The organism is Aliiglaciecola lipolytica, from assembly GCF_018860635.1.
GTDB classification, from domain to species: domain Bacteria; phylum Pseudomonadota; class Gammaproteobacteria; order Enterobacterales; family Alteromonadaceae; genus Aliiglaciecola; species Aliiglaciecola lipolytica_A.
This window is the reverse complement of sequence record NZ_JAHKPT010000025.1, coordinates 159,619-186,446: the sequence shown is the minus strand read 5'-3', so window position 1 is coordinate 186,446 and position 26,828 is coordinate 159,619. Positions and strand designations below refer to the sequence as shown.

29 protein-coding genes are annotated in these 26,828 nt (G+C 40.2%); 18 read left to right on the top strand and 11 right to left on the bottom strand.

Annotated elements, in window-relative coordinates:
* Positions 1-81 precede the first annotated feature (81 nt).
* Complete coding sequence (locus KO530_RS13290) at positions 82-816, top strand: SDR family NAD(P)-dependent oxidoreductase (RefSeq protein ID WP_216048929.1); 735 nt, start codon at positions 82-84, stop codon at positions 814-816.
* 194 nt (positions 817-1,010) lie between these two features.
* On the top strand, positions 1,011-2,432 hold the full coding sequence (locus KO530_RS13285) for a sodium-dependent transporter (RefSeq protein WP_216048928.1): 1,422 nt from the start codon (positions 1,011-1,013) through the stop codon (positions 2,430-2,432).
* An 86-nt stretch (positions 2,433-2,518) separates the two neighbouring features.
* Here KO530_RS13285 and KO530_RS13280 read toward each other — a convergent pair whose 3' ends face one another.
* Both KO530_RS13280 and KO530_RS13275 read right to left on the bottom strand, forming a co-directional pair.
* Positions 2,519-3,331, bottom strand: coding sequence for an SDR family oxidoreductase (locus KO530_RS13280; protein WP_216048927.1), 813 nt, complete (start codon positions 3,329-3,331; stop codon positions 2,519-2,521).
* Between the two features lie 17 nt (positions 3,332-3,348).
* Entirely contained in the window at positions 3,349-4,128 is a 780-nt protein-coding gene (locus tag KO530_RS13275) for a DUF2884 family protein (protein WP_216048926.1), read from the bottom strand.
* A gap of 331 nt (positions 4,129-4,459) precedes the next feature.
* Here KO530_RS13275 and KO530_RS13270 point away from each other — a divergent pair, with 331 nt between their 5' ends.
* Positions 4,460-4,642 carry a hypothetical protein gene (locus KO530_RS13270; RefSeq protein WP_216048925.1) on the top strand — a complete coding sequence of 61 codons (183 nt, stop codon included), beginning with the start codon at positions 4,460-4,462 and terminating at the stop codon, positions 4,640-4,642.
* Positions 4,643-4,751: 109 nt separating this feature from the next.
* Here KO530_RS13270 and KO530_RS13265 read toward each other — a convergent pair whose 3' ends face one another.
* From KO530_RS13265 to KO530_RS13250, 4 genes are all read right to left on the bottom strand, one after another.
* Positions 4,752-5,993 carry a mechanosensitive ion channel family protein gene (locus KO530_RS13265; protein ID WP_216048924.1) on the bottom strand — a complete coding sequence of 414 codons (1,242 nt, stop codon included), beginning with the start codon at positions 5,991-5,993 and terminating at the stop codon, positions 4,752-4,754.
* A complete protein-coding gene (locus KO530_RS13260; protein WP_216048923.1) occupies positions 5,993-6,889 on the bottom strand; it encodes an acyltransferase in 897 nt (298 codons plus the stop codon). Before KO530_RS13260 ends, KO530_RS13265 begins: the two co-directional genes overlap by 1 nt.
* A 6-nt stretch (positions 6,890-6,895) precedes the next feature.
* Positions 6,896-7,804: an acyltransferase gene (locus KO530_RS13255; RefSeq protein WP_436792303.1), complete on the bottom strand. Its 909-nt coding sequence runs from the start codon at positions 7,802-7,804 to the stop codon at positions 6,896-6,898.
* Positions 7,805-7,898: 94 nt separating this feature from the next.
* Entirely contained in the window at positions 7,899-8,456 is a 558-nt protein-coding gene (locus KO530_RS13250; RefSeq protein WP_216048922.1) for an HNH endonuclease, read from the bottom strand.
* 356 nt (positions 8,457-8,812) lie between these two features.
* On the opposite strand from KO530_RS13250, the gene KO530_RS13245 reads away from it, so the two are divergent.
* Positions 8,813-10,108 (top strand): ribonuclease J, encoded by a 1,296-nt coding sequence (locus tag KO530_RS13245; protein ID WP_216049199.1) that lies wholly within the window; start codon positions 8,813-8,815, stop codon positions 10,106-10,108.
* Positions 10,109-10,127: 19 nt separating this feature from the next.
* Here the strand turns inward: KO530_RS13245 and KO530_RS13240 are convergent, their stop codons facing one another.
* The 3 genes from KO530_RS13240 to KO530_RS13230 all read right to left on the bottom strand — a co-directional run bounded on the left by KO530_RS13240 (position 10,128) and on the right by KO530_RS13230 (position 12,834).
* A complete protein-coding gene (locus tag KO530_RS13240) occupies positions 10,128-10,697 on the bottom strand; it encodes a pyridoxamine 5'-phosphate oxidase family protein (RefSeq protein WP_216048921.1) in 570 nt (189 codons plus the stop codon).
* 109 nt (positions 10,698-10,806) lie between these two features.
* Positions 10,807-11,331: a DUF6436 domain-containing protein gene (locus KO530_RS13235; protein WP_216048920.1), complete on the bottom strand. Its 525-nt coding sequence runs from the start codon at positions 11,329-11,331 to the stop codon at positions 10,807-10,809.
* Positions 11,332-11,340: 9 nt separating this feature from the next.
* Positions 11,341-12,834: a methyl-accepting chemotaxis protein gene (locus tag KO530_RS13230; protein WP_216048919.1), complete on the bottom strand. Its 1,494-nt coding sequence runs from the start codon at positions 12,832-12,834 to the stop codon at positions 11,341-11,343.
* Between the two features lie 380 nt (positions 12,835-13,214).
* Here KO530_RS13230 and KO530_RS13225 point away from each other — a divergent pair, with 380 nt between their 5' ends.
* Positions 13,215-14,336 (top strand): zinc-binding dehydrogenase, encoded by a 1,122-nt coding sequence (locus KO530_RS13225; protein WP_216048918.1) that lies wholly within the window; start codon positions 13,215-13,217, stop codon positions 14,334-14,336.
* Between the two features lie 232 nt (positions 14,337-14,568).
* On the opposite strand, the gene KO530_RS13220 is transcribed toward KO530_RS13225, so the two are convergent.
* Both KO530_RS13220 and KO530_RS13215 read right to left on the bottom strand, forming a co-directional pair.
* On the bottom strand, positions 14,569-15,129 hold the full coding sequence (locus KO530_RS13220; RefSeq protein ID WP_216048917.1) for a CBS domain-containing protein: 561 nt from the start codon (positions 15,127-15,129) through the stop codon (positions 14,569-14,571).
* Positions 15,130-15,284: 155 nt separating this feature from the next.
* Positions 15,285-15,578 (bottom strand): hypothetical protein, encoded by a 294-nt coding sequence (locus KO530_RS13215; protein WP_216048916.1) that lies wholly within the window; start codon positions 15,576-15,578, stop codon positions 15,285-15,287.
* A 322-nt stretch (positions 15,579-15,900) separates the two neighbouring features.
* Here KO530_RS13215 and dusA point away from each other — a divergent pair, with 322 nt between their 5' ends.
* From dusA to KO530_RS13150, 13 genes are all read left to right on the top strand, one after another.
* Positions 15,901-16,932: a tRNA dihydrouridine(20/20a) synthase DusA gene (gene dusA, locus KO530_RS13210; protein ID WP_216048915.1), complete on the top strand. Its 1,032-nt coding sequence runs from the start codon at positions 15,901-15,903 to the stop codon at positions 16,930-16,932.
* 223 nt (positions 16,933-17,155) lie between these two features.
* The gene (locus KO530_RS13205) at positions 17,156-17,443 is read left to right on the top strand and encodes a hypothetical protein (protein WP_216048914.1); all 288 of its coding nucleotides are present in this window, start codon (positions 17,156-17,158) and stop codon (positions 17,441-17,443) included.
* Between the two features lie 14 nt (positions 17,444-17,457).
* Positions 17,458-17,619 (top strand): hypothetical protein, encoded by a 162-nt coding sequence (locus KO530_RS13200; RefSeq protein ID WP_216048913.1) that lies wholly within the window; start codon positions 17,458-17,460, stop codon positions 17,617-17,619.
* 155 nt (positions 17,620-17,774) lie between these two features.
* A complete protein-coding gene (locus KO530_RS13195; protein ID WP_216048912.1) occupies positions 17,775-18,194 on the top strand; it encodes a MarR family winged helix-turn-helix transcriptional regulator in 420 nt (139 codons plus the stop codon).
* A 454-nt stretch (positions 18,195-18,648) separates the two neighbouring features.
* On the top strand, positions 18,649-19,308 hold the full coding sequence (gene pspA, locus KO530_RS13190; RefSeq protein WP_216048911.1) for a phage shock protein PspA: 660 nt from the start codon (positions 18,649-18,651) through the stop codon (positions 19,306-19,308).
* Between the two features lie 96 nt (positions 19,309-19,404).
* A complete protein-coding gene (locus KO530_RS13185; RefSeq protein WP_216048910.1) occupies positions 19,405-19,605 on the top strand; it encodes a PspC domain-containing protein in 201 nt (66 codons plus the stop codon).
* A gap of 24 nt (positions 19,606-19,629) precedes the next feature.
* A complete protein-coding gene (locus tag KO530_RS13180) occupies positions 19,630-19,959 on the top strand; it encodes a hypothetical protein (RefSeq protein WP_216048909.1) in 330 nt (109 codons plus the stop codon).
* A gap of 181 nt (positions 19,960-20,140) precedes the next feature.
* A complete protein-coding gene (locus KO530_RS13175; protein WP_216048908.1) occupies positions 20,141-20,599 on the top strand; it encodes a copper chaperone PCu(A)C in 459 nt (152 codons plus the stop codon).
* 56 nt (positions 20,600-20,655) lie between these two features.
* Positions 20,656-21,648: a DUF2333 family protein gene (locus KO530_RS13170; protein WP_216048907.1), complete on the top strand. Its 993-nt coding sequence runs from the start codon at positions 20,656-20,658 to the stop codon at positions 21,646-21,648.
* A gap of 4 nt (positions 21,649-21,652) precedes the next feature.
* Entirely contained in the window at positions 21,653-22,411 is a 759-nt protein-coding gene (locus tag KO530_RS13165; protein ID WP_216048906.1) for a TIGR04219 family outer membrane beta-barrel protein, read from the top strand.
* A 114-nt stretch (positions 22,412-22,525) separates the two neighbouring features.
* Complete coding sequence (locus KO530_RS13160) at positions 22,526-24,349, top strand: assimilatory sulfite reductase (NADPH) flavoprotein subunit (RefSeq protein WP_216048905.1); 1,824 nt, start codon at positions 22,526-22,528, stop codon at positions 24,347-24,349.
* A complete protein-coding gene (gene cysI / locus KO530_RS13155) occupies positions 24,349-26,058 on the top strand; it encodes an assimilatory sulfite reductase (NADPH) hemoprotein subunit (protein WP_216048904.1) in 1,710 nt (569 codons plus the stop codon). The genes KO530_RS13160 and cysI overlap by 1 nt, the downstream gene beginning before the upstream one ends.
* Positions 26,051-26,815 carry a phosphoadenylyl-sulfate reductase gene (locus tag KO530_RS13150; protein ID WP_216048903.1) on the top strand — a complete coding sequence of 255 codons (765 nt, stop codon included), beginning with the start codon at positions 26,051-26,053 and terminating at the stop codon, positions 26,813-26,815. Before cysI ends, KO530_RS13150 begins: the two co-directional genes overlap by 8 nt.
* The last annotated feature ends 13 nt before the right edge of the window (positions 26,816-26,828 follow it).

Sequence of the window (26,828 nt, the reverse complement as noted above, 5' to 3'; positions counted from 1 at the left end):
CTTAGTGATGTGCATGGGAATAATTGAGTTAGCGGAAAGGGGCAAGCTATTGAGCTCTAAATACAGAGGTAAAATTCAGTTATGCAAAAAACAAATGCGCTAATTATTGGCAGTTCATCAGGTATTGGTGCCGAGCTTGTTCGTCGATTGTGTCATAACAGTCACTTCGATGTTGTCCATGCTGTATCTAGAAGACCCGATAAAATCGAACATCCAAAACTCTGCACTCATCAACTAGACAGTGTAGATGAAGTGCAAGTAGAGAACCTTTGTAAAGAGTTGCAAGCATACGGTCAATTTAGCCTGGTTATTTGTTGTATCGGCGTTCTTCATGCCGACGACATAGCGGGGGTGGTGAGGCCAGAAAAAAGGCTAGAGGATGTTACAGCTAGACAATTGGAATACTACTTTAAAGTAAATACTCTGGCGCCTATGATGTGGTTAAAACACCTGCCTATGCTTTTTTCTAAATCGGTTCATTCTCAAGTGGTTTTTCTATCGGCCCGAGTAGCCAGTATAGAAGATAATAAACTGGGAGGTTGGTACGGTTACCGAGCCAGTAAAGCCGCGTTAAACATGCTCGTGAAAACTAGTCAGGTGGAATACAAACGTCGATTTAAAAACGTAGAACTTATCTGTTATCACCCAGGTACAGTAGATACGGGGTTGTCTAAACCTTTTCAATCCAATGTGCCAAAGGAAAAGTTATTTAGTGTGGATTTTACTGTGCAAAGACTACTATCACACCTGCAAACATTAGACTTCAACCAAGCTCCGCATTTTATTGATTGGGATAATCAACCGATTCCATGGTGAAATGTGGGTGTTTTATCAATATTACGCTGCATATCTGCTGTGTTTTAATTTTTGGCAAACCTATATTTTTAAGTAAAAGACATTTTAAAATTAGCCTGTTAACATCGTCATTCTAACCTAAAAACAATAAGGGTGATTAAACTGCGCTGTAGTCTACAGTAAGGGGTAATCAACCAACAAAAAAGGAAAATATTATGGCAGCAGATCGCGAACAGTTTGGTTCTCGTCTCGGGTTTGTTTTGGCTGCGGCAGGGTCCGCTGTGGGTATTGGCAACATGGTGGGATTTCCAGTTGCTGCCACCAAAAATGGTGGCGGAGCATTCTTGCTCATTTATGCCGTTTTTGTGATGTTAATTTGTTTACCCGTGATGTTGGCAGAGATGTCTATTGGACGGCGAAGTCGAATGGATCCCCTCAATGCTTATGTCAAACTTAGCCAAAATCAGTTGCATTGGCGGATAGCGGGATGGTTGTCAATTATTACGCCTTTTATGATCGCGGTATTTTATCTGGTCATTACCGTGTGGATCTTTGGTTACCTGTTTCAAATCGCGATGGGTAATTTAGATAAATTAGCCGATCCTTCAACATTTACTGATTTCGTAAAGTCTTCGCAGTTATTTATATACATGGTTGGTGTGTTAGCTGTGGTGTACTTAATTTTGCAAGGAGGGGTAAAACAGGGGATCGAAAAAGCCGCAAAAGTGATGATGCCCGCCTTGTTTGTCATGCTAATCGGTCTGGTTATTTTTGTACTTACCCTAGACAATGCCTTTGCTGGGGTGGAATATTATTTGGTCCCCGATTTCAGTAAAATTGATGCATCTGTGGTCAGCGCCGCATTATCTCAAGCGTTCTTTTCCTTATCTTTGGGGATGGGGATTATGATCACCTATGGTTCGTATTTAGATAGCAAAAGTGATGTACCAGGTTCGGCCAAATTCGTTGCTTTAGCGGATACAGGGGTGGCCTTCATTGCAGGGCTTTTAATTCTTCCAGCGGTATTTTCGTTTAACCCTAATACGAATACAGCAGAGTTGAGTGACTCCTCTGTAGGAATGATTTTTACCTTTTTGCCTAAGATATTTTTAGCTTTACAGGCCTCCATTGGCTACGTTGGAGCAAGTGTTGTCGCCGGTTTGTTCTTCTTACTGGTATTCTTTGCCGCCATAACCTCTTTGGTTTCAATTTTCGAAGTGCCAGTGGCATCCTTTATGGAATCGAAAAAAGTGGGCCGGAAAAAAGCGTTGGGCGTAATGGGGCTGTTATTGGTTGTGACCTCTGGGGTGACGACTCTGTCATTTGGTATTTGGGATCCCGTCACCTCATTGACGAGTTACGCAGGACAGAATAAATCCTTGTTCGACATTATTGTTGATGTTTTTTATGACACAATTTTGCCGTTAAATGGATTGCTAATCTGTCTATTCGTGATTTATCGTTGGAAAAAAGAGAATTTTAATGCAGAGTTAGACCAAGGAGCTCCTAGTTACAAAGGCAGTTTCTTTGAAAAATACGTCGACTTTTCGGTGGGAACCTTTATTCCGCTAATCCTATTTTTAGTCTTTATTAATACTGTCGCACTGAAGTATTTCGGAAAAGCGCTGATTGGATAGTTAGGTAACTAACTTCAAATTAAAGCCGGTCAACAGACCGGCTTTTTTACATCTGATAAATATGAATTTGAGGTTTTAGGTTGGCGCTAAAGCATATCGTATGGACTAGGGTAGGCTAAGGTTAGCTCAAGTGCGTTAATGGTGAGGTCACAATTGATGCGTTTGCCTGAGGGCGCTGAGGTGACAGGGGTAAATTCAGGAGGCGGCAAGCCTAAAGACGTTGCGGCATCAGTATAATATTGCTGTCGGGTTGGGTGCTCAACACTACTTAAGTGATAAGTCTGGCCAAACTTATTGTTTGTAATTATCTTTTGAATGGCGCTAATCACGTCTTCCCGGTGTACAAGGTTGATAGCTTGCTGACCATTTTCAATATTTTTCCTGCCACTTAAACTACGTACAGGATGTCTATCTTGTGAGACCAAACCTGCTAATCGAAGAATACAGGCGTTTTGCTGGAATAGATCGCGAATCCAATTTTCAATCTCGACATGAGCTTTGCCACTGTTGGTGTGTGGAGCTACTGGTGAATATTCGTAAATTATTCCATCGCGATTACCATAGACCGCAGTAGTTGAAATGAAAATAACCTTTTGCACACCTTTTTGTTTGGCTGTTGTGACTAATGCTTGCATCTGATTAGTGTATTCAGTCAAAGATGGCGATTTGCGACCTGGCGGTATATTCAGGATAAGAGTTTGCACGTCAAACAAGTTGCCTAGTTCAGGGCTGTTTAAGTTATCGCCCAGAGCATATTGGAACGCTGATACACCCATATCCTGTAACTTTTTGACGTCAGAGGCAGAACGTTTTGTGGCCACAATTGAGTGGCCACTTTGAGTTAATGCTTGGGCAAGTGGTAAACCTAACCAACCCGCCCCAATAATTGCTATTTTCACGATATTTATTTTGCCTTTTACATTTTATAATCTGACTTCACGGTAATCAGATTTAATCCTGACAACTCTTGCATTGAGTTTTGAAGTTTATTTTCAGCATAATCAATGCTTGCTAAACGCATGCAAAAAGCATCGGCTTTTTGTTCTAACTTTTCAGCTCTGGCTTCAATCTTTTGTTCGATATTTTGGCCAAAGTTATCCATACGTTCATCGAAAGCATCTGTATCACCATCACCAAATATAAGTTCGGTTCCAAGGGCAATCATTAAATGGCCAATGGATGCGGTAACCACTTCTTCCACTGTTTCTTCAAAATCTTGTTGCCACTGCGCACCTAAAAAATCGCCATCTGAAAAGTTAGCAGAATCTATATGAATGCTGCCATCATCAGCGTAAAAGTTGAATTCAATTTTTTCCTTAATTTGATCTAATTTTTCTTGGATCTTATCCACTGCGTTGCTGTCCGTTCCCAGCAAATTACCCAAAACTTCAGACACTGCAACATTGGCTATTGCTACACCATCTAGGGCAAGTTCAGCCGCTACTGGGACTGCATCGTAGATACCATTGTAGTATTCAGATACCCACCTTTCTTGGTCCCTGTTTACATCCATGCGCTGGCCGTTTACAAATAACGCTTCGCCAGCATCAATTTTAATTACATCATTGGCTTCAGTCGTTATGGTCAATACGTTGTTTATTAAGGAAACTTGACCATCCATGCTAACGTCACATTCATTTGCGGCCGCGGTGCCAGAGAGCAACAATATACTTGCGGCGATCACTGATTGTTTCATAATTTTTTCCTCTACATAAATTAACTAATTAGCACAATGACCGCTAGCGACCACTGACTGTGTTGATTGAATTTATTAATAAGGTAGCAACACTCTGGCCAGTTTTAATTAGTTCAGTATAATCAATTAGTTAACTTATTTTAGAATTGTGAAGTTGGTAATATGACCTACGATGAATAGGAAGAAATACTAAAAGTTAGTCAATTTAACTATATTCTTTTGGCTATTATATATTGAAGAAAATTTTAACTGTTTGATATAGATCACTCCCCCAATTAGACGTTTTGGTGCATAATGTACGGAGTTTAACGTTAATTAACTTGGAGATAGCATGGTTGATGCCATTTTATTTGGAATAACAGTTCTTGTGTTTGTTTTGGGCGCAACCTGTTTGATTATGGGTTTTCTACCTTCACCTGCTGGTGGAATGCGTGAGAAAGTTGAGTATGGATTCTTCGGTGTGACGGGATTGGTTGCGACTTTGTTGTTGTCCGTAGCCCTAGCCTGGAGCTAAATCTAAGCTTTTTAATCAATGATATTAACGCTGACTAAAGTTTTCCTCTAAATGGATGCAAACAGTCAGCGTTATTGTTTGCAAGACTAGGGCGCAATCCCTGTATTGATTATTTGTCGCTAACTCTTTGATAAGCTCTCAGATTAAAAATAGGTAACATAGCTAAACAGTGATCAAAAATATCTGCCTGCACCCCTTCATAATTTACCCAATTTTTATCTGCACAAAAGCAATATATTTCCAAAGGTAGTCCGGTTTCAGTTGGTGGCAATTGACGAACCATCATGGTCATATCTTTATTGAGTTGCATATGATGATGCAAATACGCATTAACGTAGGCTCTGTAAGTACCTATGTTGGTTAAACGGCGACTGTTTAATAAATCTTGCTCGTCAATATGTTGTTGGTCGTGATAATCGCGCAGCAACTGGATTTTAGATTCAATATAGTCACTGATATATCGGATTTTTTTGTACTCGCTAAGCGTTTCAGCATCACAGAACTTAATACTACTGATATCTATTTTAATCGCGCGTTTTATTCGCCTCCCGCCCGACTCAGACATGCCGCGCCAGTTTTTCACCGAATCACTGATTAACGTATAAGTGGGTATTGTTGAGATGGTTTTGTCCCAGTTCTGTACTTTAACTGTGGTTAATCCAACTTCTAATACTTCACCGTCAGCACCGTATTTTTGCAGTTCAATCCAGTCGCCCGTATTCACCATTCGGTTCGCTGCAATTTGAATTCCCGCCACAAAACCGAGAATAGTGTCTCTGAATAACAATAATAATATGGCTGTAACAGCACCAAGACCTGAAAGTAACAGTAGGGGAGATTTATTGAGTAAATTAGAAATAATAAGCAGTACAGCAAGGATCACGACGACCAGTTTAGCCACCTGAATAAAGCCGGTTATCGGCGCTCGTTTGGCCAAATCTGACGCGTTATACACGTCTTCAATTGTGTTAAATAGCGCACTACTAGACCATACAACTGAGACAGCTATATAAATCAACATGGTTTTTTGAATAAACGCGTAAAGAATATTAGATACGTCAAGCAAAACAGGGGTTAATAAAAATATAACCAAAGCAGGAACTATGTGGCCTATACGCTGGAAAAACCCATGTTTATGGAGCTCATCATCCCAATTATTTCGGCTTAATGAAACGATTCTCGAAATACGCCCGCGCATCAACAAACGGGTTAACATGAAAGCGATTGTGGCCAGACCTAAAGAAAGTAAAATAGCGGAGGTTTGATACAGCCAACTATGCTCAGTGATGCCTACATCAATTGTACTTAAATTCGTCAGCAACCATTCTTTGACTTTTTCTTGTTGAAGCATTATTTCGAGCTACCTAATTGTGATATGAATTTATCTTTACTGGCCCACAAATCATTTAGCCAAATCTGGAACCGTCCTTTAAACTCCGCATCGTTGAAATAGTCTCCAATAACATCATCCGCCACGGGGAGTACATCAATGTGCACAACTATGCGGGTAAGATTGCCGCACAGCATATCCATCATTGGATGTTGGTTGTTTTCAGGATACAAAATGGTGACATTCAAGATATTAGTAAATTGGTCGCCCATAGCCGCTAATGTAAAAGCTACACCTCCGGCTTTAGGGGGAAGTAAATGTTGGTACTGGCTGGATTTAGCCCGCTGCTTTTCTGGTGTGAATCTTGATCCTTCAACAAAGTTGATTACCGTAGTTGGTGTGCTTTGAAACTTCTTACAGTATCTACGGGTGGTTTCAATGTCTTTGCCTTTTAAGTGGGGATTCTTCTCCACGAACTCTCTGCTATAGCGCTGCATAAAAGGCATGCCAAGGGCCCAGGCTCCTAAACCAACAAAGGGCAACCATATGAGTTCTTTCTTGAGGAAAAATTTGGGGGCGGGGATCCGCGATGCGGCAAACTCAATCAATAAAATGATATCTAAATAGCTTAAGTGATTTGGCATCATCAAATACCAGCTGTCTTTGCTCAACTCCCCTTCTACAGAACAGTCCCATTGGACGTTGTTGGTCAGTCGTATGAGTTTGACACTAACCACCCCAAACGCAAACATCATAAAATGCATCATTGGACTGAGCAGTGATGCTACCCATTTAAATGGGAGTATAAACTTAATTACCCCCAAAATAATAATCAACGCTGCCCAAAAACCAAGATTAAGTATTTGTAATGCAAAATGGATTGGGAACATCAAAAAAGCAGGGATAAAACTCAACATAACACTCTATTTACTCGAAGACATAGTCGTGAGAGTGTGATCTTTTTCAGACCACAATTGATTTAACCAACGTTGGAATCGAGCGCGTTGTTCGGGGTTGTCAAAATAATCCATTCCAAAGGCATCGCTATTAAGAATGTCTTCGACGGACAAAATTCTCACTTTTACTTGTATTTTTTTGACCCTACCACACACAAAGTCCCAAAAAGACGGTATACCTTCTGGATAATATATTGTTACGTCCAAAAACTTGTGCAATTGATTGCCCATGGCACTAAGCACAAACGCCATCCCGCCAGCTTTAGGTTTTAAAAGGTGTTTATAGGGACCGTTGATTCGCTTCAACTTTTCCTCTGTTAACCGTGTGCCTTCTACGAAGTTCATAATACTGACTGGTTTAGTGCTGAACTTTTCACATGCTTTGCGGGTACTTTCCATATCTTTACCCTTCAAATGCGGGTTCTTGGCTAGAAAAGACTTCGAATGACGACTCATAAAAGGAAAATCTAACGCCCACCAAGCGATACCTAAAAATGGTACCCAGATTAATTCCTTTTTTAGAAAGAATTTAAGAAAGGGAATTTTGCGATTAAAAATACGTTGTAAAACAAGAATGTCGACCCATGACTGATGATTAGACGTCACTAAATACCAGTCATTAAGTGTAAGTGTTTCAACGCCTTCTACATCCCACTGGGTATTGGAAGTGATTCGTTGATTTAAGTTATTCACGCCAATCCAAGCAGTTGCACAACCATCTAACGGATAACTAACCAACTTTTGCCAAGATTTAATTGGGATCAACTTTAAAAATGAAAGGATCACAATGGGGATGACCCAAAAGACAGTATTAAAAAAATAAATAATGACAGATATGGTACCAATAAAATGACCAACAATATTGCGGATAGACACGCTAGAATAGACCCCATTTCTCAGAATTAATGGGCGATATTGTAAACTAAATTGTGGGCTTTGTTGCAAACAATTATTGTGATTCGGTAGACGATTACAAAATTTGATCCAGCCAACTTCTATTTCGTGAAAAGTGATTCCCCAAAAAAGCCATTTGGTCAGCCAAAATACGTCGATTCATCAGGTAAAATCGCTCATACAAATTGGGTGTGAAGGGCACTGCAATTAACGACATTTGAGCTTCTTCAGGAGTACGCGCTGCCTTGTGGCAGTTACAGCGTGTGCAGGAAGTTGCTGAGTTGGTCCACACATCTTTTCCGCCGCGAGAGCGAGGGATAATATGATCGCGAGTGAGTTGGGATGATTTAAATTTTTGTCCGCAATACATGCAAAGAAAGTTGTCTCGACGGAATAGATAACGATTACACAGGGAAATTTTGCCGTCCAAGTTCGTCACTTTTCCTTCGCAACCAATAATTGAAGAAAGCTGAAGTCGACTCTGAATTCCTTGATTATTCCAGCCACCAAGCATGACTTTTTTGCTTTCACCCAGCTCGAATAAAACCCGATCTTGGGCATAATACTTGGCCGCTTCTTCAGGTGTTATCCACGCTTGCGGCATACCAGATTTGTTCAATCGCAATACCAACATAAATTTCCCCAACTCGCTGTAGTTGTTTCAAGCTCCCTGAAAAATGGTCGATTGATGATTACTTGTATTGTCTACAAACCACTTTGTCAGGAATTTGAGCCTGTAATTATAATTATGGTTCCAAATCGGTATAAATAATATACAGCTACTGTGACAGATTTAGTGCAAAAAATCTAACAATACAATTTTCGTTCGATTCAAATATTTATTTGCGTTTAAACATAATCTTTTTGTGAAGCTAGTGCATAATAATGACTTGCAGTTGAATCTATAAAAGGATGCTATTTATTCAATCTTATATTCCAGGACAAAATGATCTGTGGTTCTTGCCGTTAGGTGGTACAGGCGAAATCGGTATGAACATGAATCTTTTTGGACATAACAATCAGTGGTTAATGGTAGATTGTGGTCTCACTTTCGATGAACCATTAACCTATAAAGAAGGATTTGCAGTTGGACCAAAACATGATGTGGTCTGTGCCGATCCCTCATTTATAACTCGTCAAAAAGAAAATTTGGTTGGCATAGTTATCACTCACGCCCATGAGGATCATATTGGTGCCTTACCGCATCTTTGGCAACGCTTTAAGTGTCCCGTTTATACAACCCCTTACACCGCTGAAATACTTCGTCGGAAATTGCGAAATAGCGCTAATCAAAATATGCCAATTATTGAAGTGGTGTCTGAGCAAATTGTGGATATTGGCGTTTTCAATGTGCAATGGATGCCAATTACACACTCTATTCCAGAACCCCATGCGTTAATTATACGGACTGAAGCGGGGAATATTTTCCATACTGCGGATTGGAAAATTGATAGTCATCCGGTTACCGGTAAAGCATTTAATGAACAACCGTTTAAGTCACTGAGAAAGCAGAATATTTTAGCCATGATTTGTGATTCAACCAATGCCACAAAAAGTGGATATTCTATATCCGAAGGGGCTTGTTATCGAGGATTGAAGCAGCTAGTGGATGAAGCACCTGGCCGTGTAGTCGTGGGCTGTTTCAGTAGTAATATTGCGCGATTGATTACCCTAGCGAAAATCGCCAAACAAACAGGACGATATCTAGCGTTGCTTGGTCGCTCATTGCAAAATACCGTAGGGGCCGCCAAGGCAACAGGGCATTGGCCTGAAGATTTAAGCATAATTGACTCTTATCACAGTGGCTACTTGCCGGCTAACGAAGTATTGGCTGTCGCTACAGGTAGTCAAGGTGAACCAAGGGCTGCCATGTCTAAACTGGCGCAAGATCATTACCGTGACTTGTCACTTGATGAGGGGGACTTGGTCATATTCAGTTCTATTGTCATTCCTGGAAATGAAAAAGCCGTTGAGAATCTGATCAAGGCGTTCAAAGCGCGTAACATAAACACTGTTTTGTCTGAAGACTGTGAGTTTGCTATTCATGCTTCGGGTCACCCTTGTGAAGAAGAGTTGAAATTAATGTATAACTGGGTGCGTCCACAAGTTGCAGTGCCGACTCACGGTGAACAAATGCATATGCAAAGAAACGCTTATTTAGCTAAGCAGTCAAATGTTTTACGCACGTTAACCGGCAATAATGGGGATATATTTTTGCTGGCTCCACAATTAGGAGTAAAGCGCCAAGCGGTAAAAACAGGGCGTATTGCGCTGGATAACAATTAAATACAACATGCTTCGAATTCTATGGGTTTATCTTTAGTGTTTGCCATGCATGATTGCTATAAATGTAGCGATTTCGCTTATGTGGGGTGAGTTTGAGCTGAAGATGATCAACTTCGGAGACCGAAAATAATAGCAAGGCAAAGTTTACACTTACTTCGTCTTGGTTAACGTTATCACTTACTTGAGCTTGGTGGATGTCATCAAGACCTAAAATTTCGCCGGGGGTTTCCCAAGAATACGACTGTTGCGCGCTAGAAGACAGGTTTTGCCAATGTTGTAAACGCAGCGACTGATGTTGCTCATTTTGGAAATCTATAATCTGGATATTGCCGGTTAAGCGGTACTGCTCTCTGGATTGACTAAAATACCAACATATTTGAGCTTGGTTATGGGTCTGAATTTGATTGATTTTATTGCTTCGTATATCGGTGTGGATAAGCAAAGACGTAGTAGTATTCAAAAAACCACGAAAAACGACGGTTCTGACTTCTGGCTGGTTTTGATTATTAGTAGTCGCTAGTTGGACATATTTTGATTCAGGTCTAGTTTGGCTATCAACTATTGAAGTCTGTAGTTTTTTTAACCACATTATCGAGTCCATATTTTCATTCATTTTTTCAATCAACTTCCGTACTTTGGCCTACCAGCATTTGCCTAAATATATTCTGGTTAATGTCCTAGACTAACATGTTGTTTGCTTAAGATTGGCAATAACATCCTTCGCCATCAGTGACCACTGTGGCACCTAGATGATTATTTGCGACTATGGTTTTAGCTATTGGTTCTATTAAACTTGTCCGAGAGCTACACAGATAACCAGTGGAATAGGGGCCTAAATATCCTAAATTACCTGACTCATCAAAAATAACCACTGCTGGGTAGGATGGAATTAGTTTTTTCAGGTTGGCGTTATTTTTAGGATCAATTGTTTGCACCTTGTAGCCATTTTCAGCAAAGGTAATATTGAGTTTACGAATATGGGTTTGTGACAGTTTATTGCAACTGCAAGATCCCCCTTGAATATGAAAGACCGTATTGTTTATCGGTTGTAAGGCGCCGGAAAAAACGGATTTAACTTTGTCATCAAAGTCTTGTGACATTGAGGCTAGCAGCAATGATTGCTGGGGGTCGAAACTCGTCACCTTATTTTGAGCAAAGTAAAATAATGCGAACAGACTTGCACCTGCCCACATAATCACAGCTAAGATCCCTTTAATTGTCATCGGTTAGTTTCATCTGAATTTACTAAGACTTTGCATTAATTTGCTTGATATGAGCTCTAACTGTTGAGTTTCATTGGAAACAGATTGCACTAATGCGGACTCTTTCTGACTAATTGAATCCAATTGCCCCACAGAGTTGGCGATATTGTTAATCACATTGGTTTGGTTTTCCACCGCGCTCTTCAAACCATTAGTCACCTCATCAACGTGTTCGATATTTGATTGTACGCTTTGCATTAAATTAAGCGCTGAATCAGCTTGTTTACTGGTGGTGTTTCCTAAAGTCATACATTCCTGCATAAATAAACTAGACTGTTTGGAAGATGACAGCAGTCTTGCCATGATTTCATTGACTTCTTCGGTACTGGTTTTTGTTCTCGAAGCTAATTGACGAACTTCATCGGCAACTACTGCAAATCCGCGTCCTTGCTCACCCGCTCTGGCCGCCTCAATCGCGGCATTTAGTGCTAGTAGGTTAGTTTGGTCTGCTATAGATTGTATGGTTTCTAAAACACTAGAAATGCTATCGCACTCATTGGCCAAGTCTTCAATACTTTTACTGGTCTTTGAAATGTTCTCAACTAATTTGCTCACTTCGGTATTTGCGTTCGTCATCTCCGTTTGCGCTTTTTCGGTATCCTGTCTGGCATCACTAGCGCGATTATAGGTTTCTATGGCTAAATCCGATATGCTTGTGGCAGAATCCGATAGCTGCTCAGAAGCATTCGCAATAGCGGATATTTCGGAGTTTGCGATTGGTTTAAATTCTTGTAGTTCATTTGAAGCAGCTTTGGTGGAACTCGCATTTTTGTCTATTTTTTCCCCGAGCATCTCCACTTCATTGACAATAATTTCAAAGGATTGAATTAATTGATTAAAGGCAATGACTGATTGGCTTTTAGAATTGGGGTTAGAGCGATAAGTCAGATTAAATTTGCCGTCACCTGTGGCAATGCCGCCAACACTTTTTAACAATTCATGGGCAGCTTGGGTGTTAACTGCGTTCTTTTTACTCATCCAGGCTAAAATCACACCTTGCGCAATAGCATAAGCAAAATGCACTAATAGTAAGGTGAAAAGTAGTTCACCATCTAACAGCACATATAGGGGCGCACCATCCTGCTGTAAAAAGAAAAAGCCTAAATGGTGCACTGCAACGACAATAATTGCGGTAATAAAAATACGCCAATTTTGATAAAAAGCTAAAAACGACATCAACACAAATATGCCAAAGTGAATTTCAATCGCGCCGTGCATCTGCTGAATATGCAAAGCTGAAAACAACATAAAGCTGACAGCAACTACGTGCTGAGTAATTTCGGCTTGCGCGTTTTTATTGATCAAAAGTAGTGGAATAATAACGGCAGGAATGCCTACCACAGCCGCTTCAAGCCAAGTTCCATAAATGGGAGCGATGGCGAAGCTGATCAGTAATAGTATTGGTAAAACAAAAGTCACAACCTTGTTAGCGCTGTCTATCCATGGTCGGTTCATGCTATTCATTTCGTATATCCACATTTTTGTTGAAAATAAAATGCTAAGTTTGCAGGTGAATTTGCTTATTTAGCCTTTAAAATGAGAACGGAAAGTTTTAAATGCAGATGAGCAAACGGTATATTATTCTTTGCTTCAATGTGTACCTTGAACTAGCAGTGCTAGATAAAGCTTAAGCACTTTCTAAAACGTTGAATAATTGCCGTTCTTAAATTATCCGTAGCAAATTAAGCTTTCATTCGTTCTTTCAATATTCTCTTTATCGTTGTTTAATAAAGTTACATTAATGTAACTAATGTAGATCAAACAAATATTATCATTCGAATATCTCAACACTTAATGTTAGCTTGGATTTATACATTTTGCCTTTACATTATGAGAGTTAAAATATGACAGTCACGAAACAATTATTCACCGAAATTACTTCAAATGGCCAACTAACCGTTTCTTTAAAAGAACGAGAAATACCCGCTTTGAAGCCTCATGAAGTGATGGTTCAAATCCAAGCCGCACCTATTAATCCGTCCGATATGTGGCCAATGTTTGGTCCAGCTAACGTATACGAAGGAACCTTTAATAAAGATCAAATGGAATTTACTGCGCCAGTTGCACCAGCGATGCTTGCTAGCGTGCGCTCAAGATTGGATCAGGTTTTACCAATAGGTAATGAAGGGGCTGGTAAAGTGGTCGCCACTGGAGACAGTGAATCAGCCAAAGCCTTGATGGGGAAAACGGTCGGCGTATTAAGTGGTGCAACTTACTCTGAGTTGTGTGTTGTGCCATTTCAAGCATGTATTGTCCATAATGAAAATACCTCAGCTAAGCAAGCGGCTTCTTCTTTTGTTAACCCATTAACCGCTTTAGGTATGGTAGAAACTATGCGTGCAGAAGGACATTCTGCTTTGGTACATACAGCAGCTGCGTCGAGTCTAGGAATAATGCTGAATAAAATATGTATTGCTGAAAATGTTCCGTTAGTGAATATCGTTAGAAAACAAGAGCAGGTAGAAATACTAGAAAAGCTTGGGGCAAAATACATTTGTAATTCCTCAAGTGAAAACTTCAAACAAGATCTGTATGAAGCAATCGAATCTACCGGAGCCACATTGGCCTTTGATGCAATTGGTGGTGGCGACTTAGTCAGTAATATACTCGCAGCAATGGAAAGAGTGGGAAGTAAAGACGCCAAAGGATTTAATACTTATGGTTCAGCTGATAACAAGCAGGTGTACATTTATGGTGGATTAGACTTTTCTCCAACAGTGTTAAATCGCGCCTATGGCATGACATGGGGTATTGGAGGCTGGTTGCTAATGCAATTCTTAGGCAAACAAAGTCCACAAAAGGTAAAACAATTACATCAGCGTGTTGCTAATGAAATCGATACAACTTTCGCCATTGATTTTACCGATGAACTGTCTTTTGAGCAGGTTCTAGAGCCTTCTGTTATTGCCAAATATATGGCAAAGAAAACCGGCGAGAAATTTTTACTCAACCCCAGTTTAGGTTAATCTCAGTCGGTTAAAAAACTAAAAATAGTGAAGGATATAATTACCCTTCACTATTTTTTTTGGTTTGTTTTGATATCGGATGTTGCGGTGAATTCTCATTGCAAATAGCTTAACTAATGCATGACTAACGCTTTGCATACCTACTTCTTTATGTAGAGTGCAAAGCGTTAAGAAGTGTGAGCTTTACCCAACAAGCCACATCCCATCTGAATGTTAGATAGGATGGGAATTATCACGCTTCAGCTACATTGAATAAATCAACGAAGGATGGCTGTAATTGAATATCTACTGGTAATTTCAACAGCCTTGCGACATCGCTTGCTGAAATCAACCCACGAATTTCGTGATTACTCTTATCAATTACCAAACAATGTTGTTGATGATTATCCCTCAGAGTTTCTACTACATCACCCACTCTGGCTGTACTTAATTCCTCGTAAGCGAAAGCTTTAAGCGTGTTTCTTGGACGCATAAAATCGGTGACGGTAATTTCTTCCCGAGGTTGATTTTTGGTAACTTTCGCAAGTATTTTCTGCTCGGTTAAGTCACTTAATGCAATAACTCCAATGAAGTTCTTTTCACTATCAAGTACCAGTTTCATTCTAACATGTGACTTTTTCATCAGATCTTCAAGCTCCACAGCTTTCGCTGTGGAATCGATAACCAAAGGCATGAACTGCTTGAAATCAGTGAAAATAGACAACGCATTTGAACGCATTGTGATGCTAGTGTTTTCGGGGGGCCAAACGAGTTTGTCTACCGATTCAGTGTTATAGAGCGCTAACTTTTTCATTTGCACGCTCCTTTTTAACACTTTTTAACAGATTGCTTTTTGTTTTAGACTGAATAAATGCACAGTCGACACGATAACGAATTAAAACGTCAGTTATACTCATGGGAATACCCTCTGATTTTATAAAATTATAAAATTAAAAAATTGTTTTTGTATCAGATGGATATAGAGGGCGGACCGCGTATAAAGTCAGCATTTTTGAATACAATAAAAGCTGCATTTTGCTGATAAGCGAAGGGGGCATAGCTGACTAGGCTTGAAGATGAAGTGAATGAATTTAAGGTCGCATCGAAATCAAAGTCTAAAGGATCAAGACTAAATATTTGCGCCTGTTCTACTATTGAACTGGATTGGTCGACTGCACCTTGTTGATTCTCAAATGCTACTGATGAGAAGCTAAAACTAGCTACCCACGACATCAGCAATATATTGAACCAAAGGGTTTTCATCAAATTCTTACTCTTTACTACTTAGTAATTATTTACAGACAGTGACATTAATCTTAACTGTTTGGCATCTCCAAAAGTGTTTGGTTCACCCGAAAATGCAAACAAATATCAAGTTGTTCAAAATTAGGAGAAAAAGTAATGCCTATGCAATTGCTTTCTCCCAATCTGTTATATGGTAAAATACGCCTATAAAGTGGCTATGTACAAATTTTTCAACCCATTAAATCGACCAATTGTCGTAGATGTTAAAAAATTGTCACAATTTCGCATATTAATTTAACTATAGGTTTATAACCTCGATATTTTAGGCAACTGGATTCCATTGAATACTTCAATCATCAACCGCACCATTTCAATCGCGCCAATGCTGGATTGGACTGATAAACATTGTCGTTATTTTTTACGACAGATTTCACAACACTCTTTGCTTTATACCGAAATGGTGACAACGGGGGCTATCATCTTTGGTAAGGGCGATTATTTAGCTTTCAATGATGAAGAGCATCCAGTTGCGCTGCAATTAGGTGGTTCGGATCCCGTGGATATGGCTCGCTGTGCGCTGCTCGCACAACAACGTGGTTATGATGAGGTGAATATTAACGTTGGCTGTCCGTCTGATCGTGTACAAAATGGACGCTTCGGCGCTTGTTTGATGGCTGAGCCAGAAACCGTTGCTGCATGTATTAAGAGTATGCAGGCCGAGGTAGATATTCCAGTGACTGTGAAATCTCGTATTGGTATCGATGAAATGGACGAGTATGAAGATTTGACCAGATTTATCGAACAAGTCGCGGGTGCTGGTTGCGATACCTTTATTGTGCATGCCCGTAAGGCTTGGTTAAAGGGCTTAAGTCCGAAGGAGAATCGCGACATACCGCCTTTGATGTATGAGCGTGTTTATCATTTAAAAGAGCAATTTCCAGATTTGCACATTAGCATTAATGGTGGAGTGAAGACGTTAGACGATGTGGCCTTACACTTAAAATATATAGATGGGGCAATGATAGGTCGCGAGGCTTATAGCAATCCGTATATTTTAGCCGAGGTTGATAAGCTTTTTTACAACGATAACCATGCTATTCCAACTCGTCATCAGGTTGTTGAAAAAATGATTGAGTATGCAGAGGTCCAATTAGAGTTACCTCATACCCGAATCTGGCACATAGCTCGGCATATGCTCGGTTTATTCCAAGGACAACCTGGTGCGCGTATTTGGCGCAGATACTTAAGTCAGAATGGTACTCAAAAAGGTGTCGGCATTGAGTTATTGCATGATGCATTAGATACTCTGGATGAAGCTCAATTCCAAGCGGAACAATTTCGCAATACTCATGCACCTGACCAAGTTGGTTAAAAACGCTAAGTGACTTGGTCAAAAACACTAAAATATTATTTTTTACTTCAAAAAAATGTTATTTGGTTTATTTGTCGCGTCCCATGTTTTTTGAAAATCCTTTAAAAAACAAATGGATGAAATTTTTTTTAGTAGTTGGCACAACTATCGCAATAATGATTGCGACTTAACTAGTAACTGAATAATCAGTTACACATACAGCACAACTACTAAGGAAATTATTATGTTTAAGAAAATCACAGCAGCAACAGTACTTATCTCAGGTTTATTCGTAGCTTCATCTGTACATGCAGCAAATGTATCAGTAGAACAACTTGTTGGTTCACTTATTTCACAAGCAGTTAGCGTTACTAAAGAAGAAATATCATACGGTGTTGAAGAGGCCATTTTGACAGTAAACAATTCAATTGGTTTTGAGTCTGATTCACAAGATTATGTAACTAACGTAACCATTACAGATTTAAACAGTGACACTGAACTTAAAAAAGAAGAAAGTGATAAAGCTGAATAGTAAGGAGACTAACTATGTTTAACCACATACATCTACTTACTCTATTATTAGCACCGGTAATGGCCTACCTCGCAGCAGCATTAGTATTTAGTCTGGTCGAGTGTAAAAAGAACAGCCATGCAGTACCGGTTAATGGTTCTAATCTCCAATATCATGACGGTCGCAACGCGCAGTAGAGACCGTCATCTTTTATTTAAATTACCCTCTCGAAATTTATCCATCCTTAGCTTAAATAACTTTCCATCCTGTCCGCTTTGTCATCTAAAATAATGGTTCACTAAATTAATTGTTGATATATACTTGATGTGTCAATTAATAATTTGGATATGAAATGAAAAAACTAACTGACTCTATGTCGCTGTTAATCAATTTGAACTTAGCTGCTGTAAAGGTTAATAAAAAGCTTGATCGTAGTTTAAGTGTGCACGGGGTTAGCTTTAGTGAGTACATGGCATTGCATGTTTTGTCTAATCAACCGATGCACACAATGAGTCGAATCGCCTTAGCTGAAGCTTTAGGTATGACAGCTTCAGGTGTAACACGTATGTTGAATCCTCTAGAAAAAATTCACCTCATTGAAAAACAAAAAAATCCAAGAGACGCCAGAATAAGTTTGGTTAAGTTATCGGCCACAGGTGCTGCATTGTATGAAGATGCATCTGTCAGCTTTAAACACTTTTCTGAGAATAGTGTATCTGACTTAAGGCAATATCAAATGGAGTCTGTTCTGGAAGTACTTAAGAAGTTTTAGTTGCCCGTCCGTTTCAAACCCTAGTATTAGGTTTAGCGGACTTGCTAAAAGTACTATTCACTTTTCAGAGGTTTGTTGGTCTGCCTAGTGAGATCGCGATCTCTCTAAAGATATGTTGTGCGCCGACAACATACTCCCATCACTATGACGTTTTTTTCACGCCCTTAATTCAGACATCGAACATTTATCTGCCGCTATTTTATAACGCTTTCCTAGTTTTAATATTTTGACCAACTAATTAGCGAATTTGACTAATATCCTAATTTGAAATTCAAAACGTATTTTTTAAATTCAGATGGCAATATTAAAAGTAGATAATAAACAATGGTTTAGCTGTATTTGAAAGTTTGGCACGTAGTTTGTAATAAGAGAAGTACTGGTAAAGAAAATTGAATTTAGAATTATCAAAGTAATTCAAAATACAACACTCATATAAATCTCGGAGGATCGAAAAATGGGTATGTTCACAAGAATGTCAGACATAGTACAAGCAAATCTTAATGCCATCTTAGACAAAGCGGAAGATCCACAAAAGGTCATTCGCCTAATAGTGCAAGAAATGGAAGAGACCTTAGTAGAAATACGCTCAGTTGCGGCAAGAAGTTTAGCTGATAAAAAACACTTAGTGCGCAAACAGGAAAAGCTAGAGGGACAAGTTAAAGATTGGCAGAGCAAAGCCACAGTCGCGCTTAAAAAAGAGCGTGAAGACTTAGCTAGAGCCGCTTTAGTTGAAAAAAACAAAGCGCAAGAGTCGTTAAAATTGCTAACCAAAGAAATGGACGTGGTTGAAGAGGCTATTGCTAAATTGCAAGACGACACTTCACGTTTGCAAGAGAAACTTAAAGAAGCAAGAAGTCGTCAAAAAGCGTTGGATATTAGACAGCAATCAGTGTCAGTACGTCTGAAAGCGAAAACCTCTCAGAGTGTTGAGAAAATTGACGATGCAATTGCTCGGTTCGAACATTATGAAAGTCGTATCGACGACTTAGAATCACAAGTCGAAGCTTATGATTTGGTATCTGAAAGCCAATCTTTAAGTGCGCAAATCGAGAAGCTTGAACAAGACGAAAATATCGAAAAAGAGTTGGCTGCGCTGCGCAAGAAAGTCGCGTAACAAAGTCGGCTTGGCAATCTCTAAAATGTTTATTCGTAAGGCCTGAAATTTTTGGGCCTTCGATTAAAACGTACTAATTTCTGTAGGAGTATCAACATGAAAGACTATTTAAATACAAATCAACTATATCGTGACACGGTTCGTGGCAAAATTAGCGGCGTATGTGCAGGCATTGCAACGCATTTTAGTGTTGATGCTTGGATTGTAAGAATCGCAGCTATCGCAGCCTTTATTTTTATGCCAATGGTTGTTGGTGTGGCTTATCTGTTAGCGGTTTTGTTAATTCCAACAAGATAACCTTAGTTTCGTAGGGAGAATGCGATGAAAAATCTTATTTTAGCTATTTTGATTGCCGTACTTATTACTTACAGTTGCGGTATCTTGGTTAGCGAGTGGTTTGATTTCTCGATTCATTTAGATGAGCATATATTTGGTCCGATGGAGTCGGTTGTAGGGGTTACCGCTATTGGCGCCGTATTGGCCATTGTTGGTGTTATTGTCGCTATCAGCGTGTTTGGTGCCATAGCATTGGCTTTGTTTGTTGCGTTTGTGGCTATGTTATTGGCTGGCGTTACTGTGTTTTGGCCAATGTTACTGGTGATTGCCTTCATTATCTGGTTAGTAAAAGACAAGCGGCCAACTCAATATTAACGGTAAAAATCGCCGGGCCGCATGAATACCAATTACCGTTATTAACCGCCCAACATAATCTGCCGCCATTATTAGGTGAGACGATAAACAACTCACAACTGAAAAAGCGCTGACTATTCTGGTAAAAGCGCGTGAATTAATTGATAATTACGGGAAATTTATTATTCAGGAAAGGCAGTTTATGAAATTCGTCAAGCAGCAACCGTGGTTGATTTTCATCGGATTATTGGTTTGTAGTTTTGCTAGCTCTGCAAATATCAAAATATCAGATGCAACAGTACGTTTATTACCGCCAACAGTTCCTAATACAGCTGCTTATTTTAAAATCCAAAATACTTCCAACAAAGATGTGGTTCTGGTATCCGCCAGCACCGACATTGCTGAAAAAGCTGAATTGCATGCTCATGTTATGGAAAACGGTATGATGAGTATGCAACAACAAGAACAAATTAAAATACCAGCTGGGGAAACAGTCGCCTTCAAACCTGGTGGTTTACACGTAATGATATTTGGTCTTAAAAAGCCATTGTCAGAAAATCAAAGGGTTTTAATTACCTTGGTCAGCGAAGATCAAAAAACGATTCAGGTAGCAGCAAAAGCGGTTATGCCCGGAAAAGAAAAGTCACATAGCCATCATTAGAATAGATGATGTTATGCGTGTAAGGTGTCATTAATTCAAAATACAGGAAGCATATTATGCAACGTTTTTTAAATGCGAAATGGCTCACCACCACTTTCCTAATAATTGTGTTTATAGGTTGGTTAGTTTCTATCTATTGGAGTTCAGAACCTGATTCGTTCAATGTGAGAACGGAAGCTCAATCATATGCTCAAGCGAATTCGGAAAATGTGGTTGTAGGTTACACAACAACTCATACACTGATTCGTGTGGTGGAATCGTTAATGGATAAACCAGGTGGTTATTTATCAAACGACGTTATGCCGCCGGGAATATTCATGGATAACATGCCTAGATGGGAATTTGGAGTGTTAGAAATGTCCCGTGATCTTGCGTTGGCAATGCGCAAAGATTTTAGTCGCTCGCAGTCACAATCTATGGAAAACCCAGAGTTAATAAAAGCGCAGCCAGCGTTAAATATGAATCACCTGAGTTGGATGCTTCCTTCAGCAGAGTCAATGTACCAAGACGCGCTTAAAGATTTGTATGCTTATCGAACTGATTTGGCTGATAAAGGCCAAGGCAGTGCGCAATTTTTCTCTCGAGCAGATAACTTGAGGGATTGGTTGAAGCAAGTAGAAAAACGATTGGGCAATCTTTCACAGAAGCTAAGTGCCAGTGTCGGCCAAGAAGTGCTAAACACAGATTTAGCTGGGGATGCGCAAGCTAGACAGTCTACACCTGAACCTAAACAGCGTTATGAAAAAACCAGCTGGTGGAAAACCGACGATAATTTTTATGAAGCAAGAGGTGCCGCATGGGCTCTGATTCATTTTCTCAAAGCGGTAGAAGTCGATTTTGCTGACGTGCTTGAAAAGAAAAATGCCACAGTCAGTTTGCGTCAAATTATTCGTGAACTCGAATCTACTCAACAGACAATTTGGAGTCCGATGATTTTAAATGGAAGTGGCTTAGGTATGTTAGCTAATCACTCATTAGTCATGGCGAACTATATTTCCCGAGCAAATGCTGCTTTAATCGAATTAAATGAACTGTTAAATCAAGGATAAAAGAGTGAAACATAGAGTCAAATCATTAATTTTAGCCGCATCCGTAGTCGCTGTACCTGCCCAAGCAGATACTCTACTCGGTTTGTATGTGGGTGCCCAAGGCTGGAATATGGATACCGAAGGTGGATTTGCCAACGATGCTGATATAACCAGATTTAATTTTGATACTGAAACTAAGTCGAGTTTTTATGCCGCATTAGAGCATCCGATCCCGTTGTTACCGAATATCAAAGTACGTCAAACAACCCTAGATACCAGTGGCGATATTACACTAAATAGCACTTTCACCTTTAATGGTGAGATTTTTAGTGTAGACACGGCGCTGACCACGGAAGTGGATATGAGCAATACCGACTTTATTTTGTATTACGAATTATTTGATAACGATTTGATTAGTTTTGATTTCGGCATCAATGGGAAATACGTAGACGGTGAAATATTTGTCAGAGAAACGGCGGACGCCTCTAACTTTGCCAGAGAAGAGTTTTCTGGCGTTGTGCCTATGGTGTATTCAAAACTTTACATTGGCCTACCTTTTACCGGCTTAGGAGTTTACGCGGAGGGCAGTTATTTGGCGATAGATGACCACTCTTTGAGTGATTATGAAATCGCGTTAGCTTACGAATTTGTCGATAATTTGGCGATTGATATGACGCTACAACTGGGCTACAGAGCGACTTCTTTAGAGTTGGAAGATCTAGATGATATCTACTCAGATTTAGAGTTTAGTGGTGCATTTGCCGGGATCGAAATACACTTCTAAGTCAATAAAGTTTGGTTTTAAGTCCAATAAGTAATAAAAAATCCTATTTAGGTCTTTCCTGTTAATAATAAAAAACGCTAACCTGCTTGCATCAATTAAAAGGTTAGCGTTTTTATGTCTTCAAAGAACAATCAGGCACTTGTGCCAACTGCTGTTATTAACGAATCACAATGGCAACAAATTAATAGCGCCATCGCGCCGCTAAACAATGACCAGCTTACTTGGATGAGCGGCTATTTGGCGGGTTTAGCACATCAACAAACCGGTGGGCAAGTCGTTGCGCCTGCTGCAACTGGTGCCGTTGTTGAAAAGCAACTTACAATTCTTTATGGATCACAAACTGGCAATGCCAAAGGTGTTGCCCAAGACTATAAAGAAAAGGCAGAACATGCTGGTTTGAAAGTCAACTTACTGAGTATGGCTGACTACAAAGCTAAGCAGTTGAAAAGTGAAACTCATCTACTTATCGTGGTCAGTACTCACGGTGAGGGCGATGCGCCAGATGATGCAGTTGAGTTACATGAGTTTGTTGGCAGTAAAAAGGCACCAAAACTGCCAGAATTAAATTTTGCTGTAGTTGGCTTAGGTGATAGCAGTTATGAATTCTTCTGCCAGACCGCAAAAGACTTTGACGCCCGTCTTGAAGCCTTGGGGGCCAAACGCATTACTCCAAGAGTCGATTGTGACGTAGATTACGAAACTGTAACCAACGCATTTTTTGATCAAATAGCCATTCAGTTAAAAGAAGAATTTGCCGCTAGTCAAGCGCAAGTTGCACCTGTCGCTGGGGCTGTAGTTAGTACTTCTGGAACGGCAAGCAAATCAGAATATTCTAAGAAAAATCCATTTACGGCTACTTTATTAGAAAGTCAAAAAATCACTGGGCGAGATTCAATTAAAGATATTCGTCATATCGAAATTTCTCTTGAAGAATCTGGTATTCAATATCAACCAGGTGATGCATTAGGAATTTGGTTTACCAATGACGAAGCGCTAGTTGACGAATTATTGAAGCTTGTTGCTGTTGATGAAAATGAAACCGTGGTGGTTGGCAAGGATACTCTTAGCGTTAAACAGGCGTTAATCGAAAAATTTGAGTTAACCTTGAGTTATCCTACATTTGTGAAGAGCTATTTAGAGTCTGCTCCGAATGAAAAATTACAAGCATTATTCGATGATAAAGCGAAGCTAAGAGAGTATTTAGCGGATAAGCAAATTGTTGATATTGTGACTGATTTCCCAGCAAAAATTAGCGCTGAGCAGCTGGCTAGAGCACTCAGGCCCATTACCCCAAGACTGTATTCAATCGCTTCGAGTCAAGCAGAAGTAGATGATGAAGTGCACCTTACTGTTGCAATGGTTGAATATGACGTCAATGGCAATGTGCGCCAAGGTTCAGCTTCCAACTTCTTGGGGAAACGCCTAGAAGAAGGTCAAGAGCTCAAAGTGTTTGTCGAACATAACAATAACTTCCGTTTACCACAAAACCCAGAAACACCGGTGATCATGGTTGGTCCAGGCACAGGAATCGCTCCGTTTAGAGCTTTCATGCAACAGCGTGCAGAAGATGATGCCGAAGGTAAAAACTGGTTGTTCTTTGGAAATCCAAGTTTTACTCAAGACTTCCTATATCAAACGGAATGGCAACGTTTTGTTAAAGATGGCGTGGTAGACAAAGTAAGTTTGGCATTCTCCCGTGACCAAGAGCAAAAGATTTATGTACAGCACCGCATTTTAGAAAATGGTGCTGAATTATTTGATTGGCTAGAACAAGGCGCGCATTTTTACGTATGTGGTGACGCGACCCACATGGCTAAAGATGTTCATGATGCACTTTTGACTGTTGTTCAAGAACATGGTGGTAAAAGTGAAGAAGATGCTGAGGCGTATTTAACCGAAATGCGTCGTAGTAAGCGTTATCAGAAGGATGTGTACTAATGGTTTCCGATAAAAAGTTTATAGTTGAAGGTAAATTGGCAGAAAACGAGCGTATTAAAGGCGATAGTAACTTTTTGCGCGGGACGATTGCCCAAGACCTTAAAGACGATTTGACCGGTGGCTTTACCGCTGACAATTTTCAGTTAATTCGATTCCACGGTATGTATCAGCAAGATGACCGTGATATTCGTGCTGAACGAGCGAAACAAAAACTAGAGCCATTACAAAATGTGATGTTGCGCGCACGTTTACCTGGAGGAATTATTTCTCCAAAACAATGGTTAGCAATCGACAAGTTTGCAGAAGAGCATAGCCTTTACGGCAGTATTCGTTTAACTACTCGTCAAACGTTTCAGTTCCATGGTGTATTAAAGCCACACATTAAAATGATGCACCAAATGCTTGATAAAGTGGGGATTGATTCAATCGCCACCGCTGGCGATGTAAATCGGAACGTGCTGTGCACGTCAAATCCAGTGGAGTCTGCAGTACATCAAGAGGCGTACGAATGGGCTAAGAAAATTAGTGAACATTTGCTGCCTAAAACGCGCGCTTATGCTGAAATTTGGTTGGATGGAGAAAAGGTCGAAACGACTGAAAATGAGCCCATTCTAGGAAATAACTATCTACCGCGTAAATTTAAAACGACAGTGGTTATTCCACCGCATAACGATATTGACGTGCATGCAAATGACCTTAACTTTGTGGCCATTGCTGAAAACGGCAAACTAGTTGGTTTTAACGTATTAGTGGGCGGCGGCTTAGCCATGACCCATGGTGATCACTCTACTTATCCTCGTAAGGCTGATGACTTCGGTTATATCCCATTGGATAAAACCTTGGATGTCGCAGCTGCTGTTGTTGGTACTCAGCGGGACTGGGGGAATCGTGTAAACCGTAAAAACGCGAAAACCAAATACACTCTTGAACGTGTTGGGGTTGAGAACTTTAAAGCTGAAGTTGAAGCTAGAGCGGGCATTGAGTTTGCGCAAAGCCGTCCGTATGAGTTTACTTCTCGTGGAGATCGTTTCGGTTGGGTTGAAGGCGTTGATGGCAAATACCATTTAACCGTTTTCATTGAAAACGGCCGTATTCTAGATTACCCAGGGAAAACCTTAAAAACAGGCTGTGCTGAAATTGCTAAAATTCACACTGGTGATTTTCGTTTAACCGCGAATCAAAATCTGGTTATTGCTGGCGTGCCTGCTGAGCAAAAACAGGAAATTGAATCTTTAGCCAGAACTCATGGCTTGATTTCAGATGACGTGAGTAATCAACGATTAGATTCCATGGCTTGTGTTTCATTGCCGACTTGTCCTTTGGCAATGGCGGAAGCAGAACGCTATTTACCTGATGCGGTAACGGATATCGAAGGTTTGCTGGCTAAACATAATGTCGCTGACCGCAGCATAATATTCCGTGTTACTGGTTGTCCTAATGGATGTGGTCGAGCCATGCTTGCAGAAGTTGGTTTGGTTGGAAAAGGCCCTGGTAAATACAATTTCCACCTCGGTGGCGATCGTCAGGGTACGCGTATCCCCAAAATGTACAAAGAAAATATTAGCGAGCAAGAGATTTTAGCTCACCTCGACGAACTTATAGGTCGTTGGGCTAAAGAAGGTAACCAAGACGAAGGTTTTGGTGACTTTTTGATTCGCGCTAAAGTCATCGCTCCGGTTGTTAATTCAGCCAAGGATTTTTATGCCTAACGCAGTATTCCAAAATTCAGCCGAAAATGCTCATGCAGCAGATTGGATTAACAGTCTAGACACTGAGCAATTCGCTGAGCTTAATGCAGATCTTGAAAAACAAACACCTCAACAACGGGTGGTTTGGGCGCTCAAGCATCTGCCAGGTGAGCACATCGTTTCGTCTAGTTTTGGTGCTCAATCAGCGGTAATGTTACATTTATTATCTCAAGAATATGCCGATATTCCTGTTGTCTTAACTGATACCGGTTATCTTTTTCCTGAAACCTACAAATTCATTGATGAGTTAACGGAGCGATTAAAGCTTAACTTGAAAGTGTATCGGGCTCCAGAGTCCGCTGCATGGCAAGAAGCTCGTCACGGGTTATTATGGGAACAAGGTATCGAAGGTATTGAGAAATACAACAAGATGAACAAGGTTCTACCTATGCAGCAGGCTTTGAAAGAGCTGAAGGTTGGAACTTGGTTTGCTGGTTTAAGACGTTCTCAGTCAGACTCTCGTGAAAACTTAAATGTGCTGCAAAGATTAAACGGACAAACCAAAGTTTATCCAATTATTGATCAGTCAAACAAAGCACTGCATCAGTACTTAAAAGCACATGATCTGCCTTACCATCCACTTTGGGAGAAAGGTTTTGTGTCTATTGGTGACTGGCATACTTCGAAAGCTTTGGAAGCTGGTATGAGTGAGCAAGATACGCGTTTCTTTGGATTGAAGCGCGAATGTGGGTTGCATGAGTTTGGTGACGGCATTTAGCGGGGATAAATCC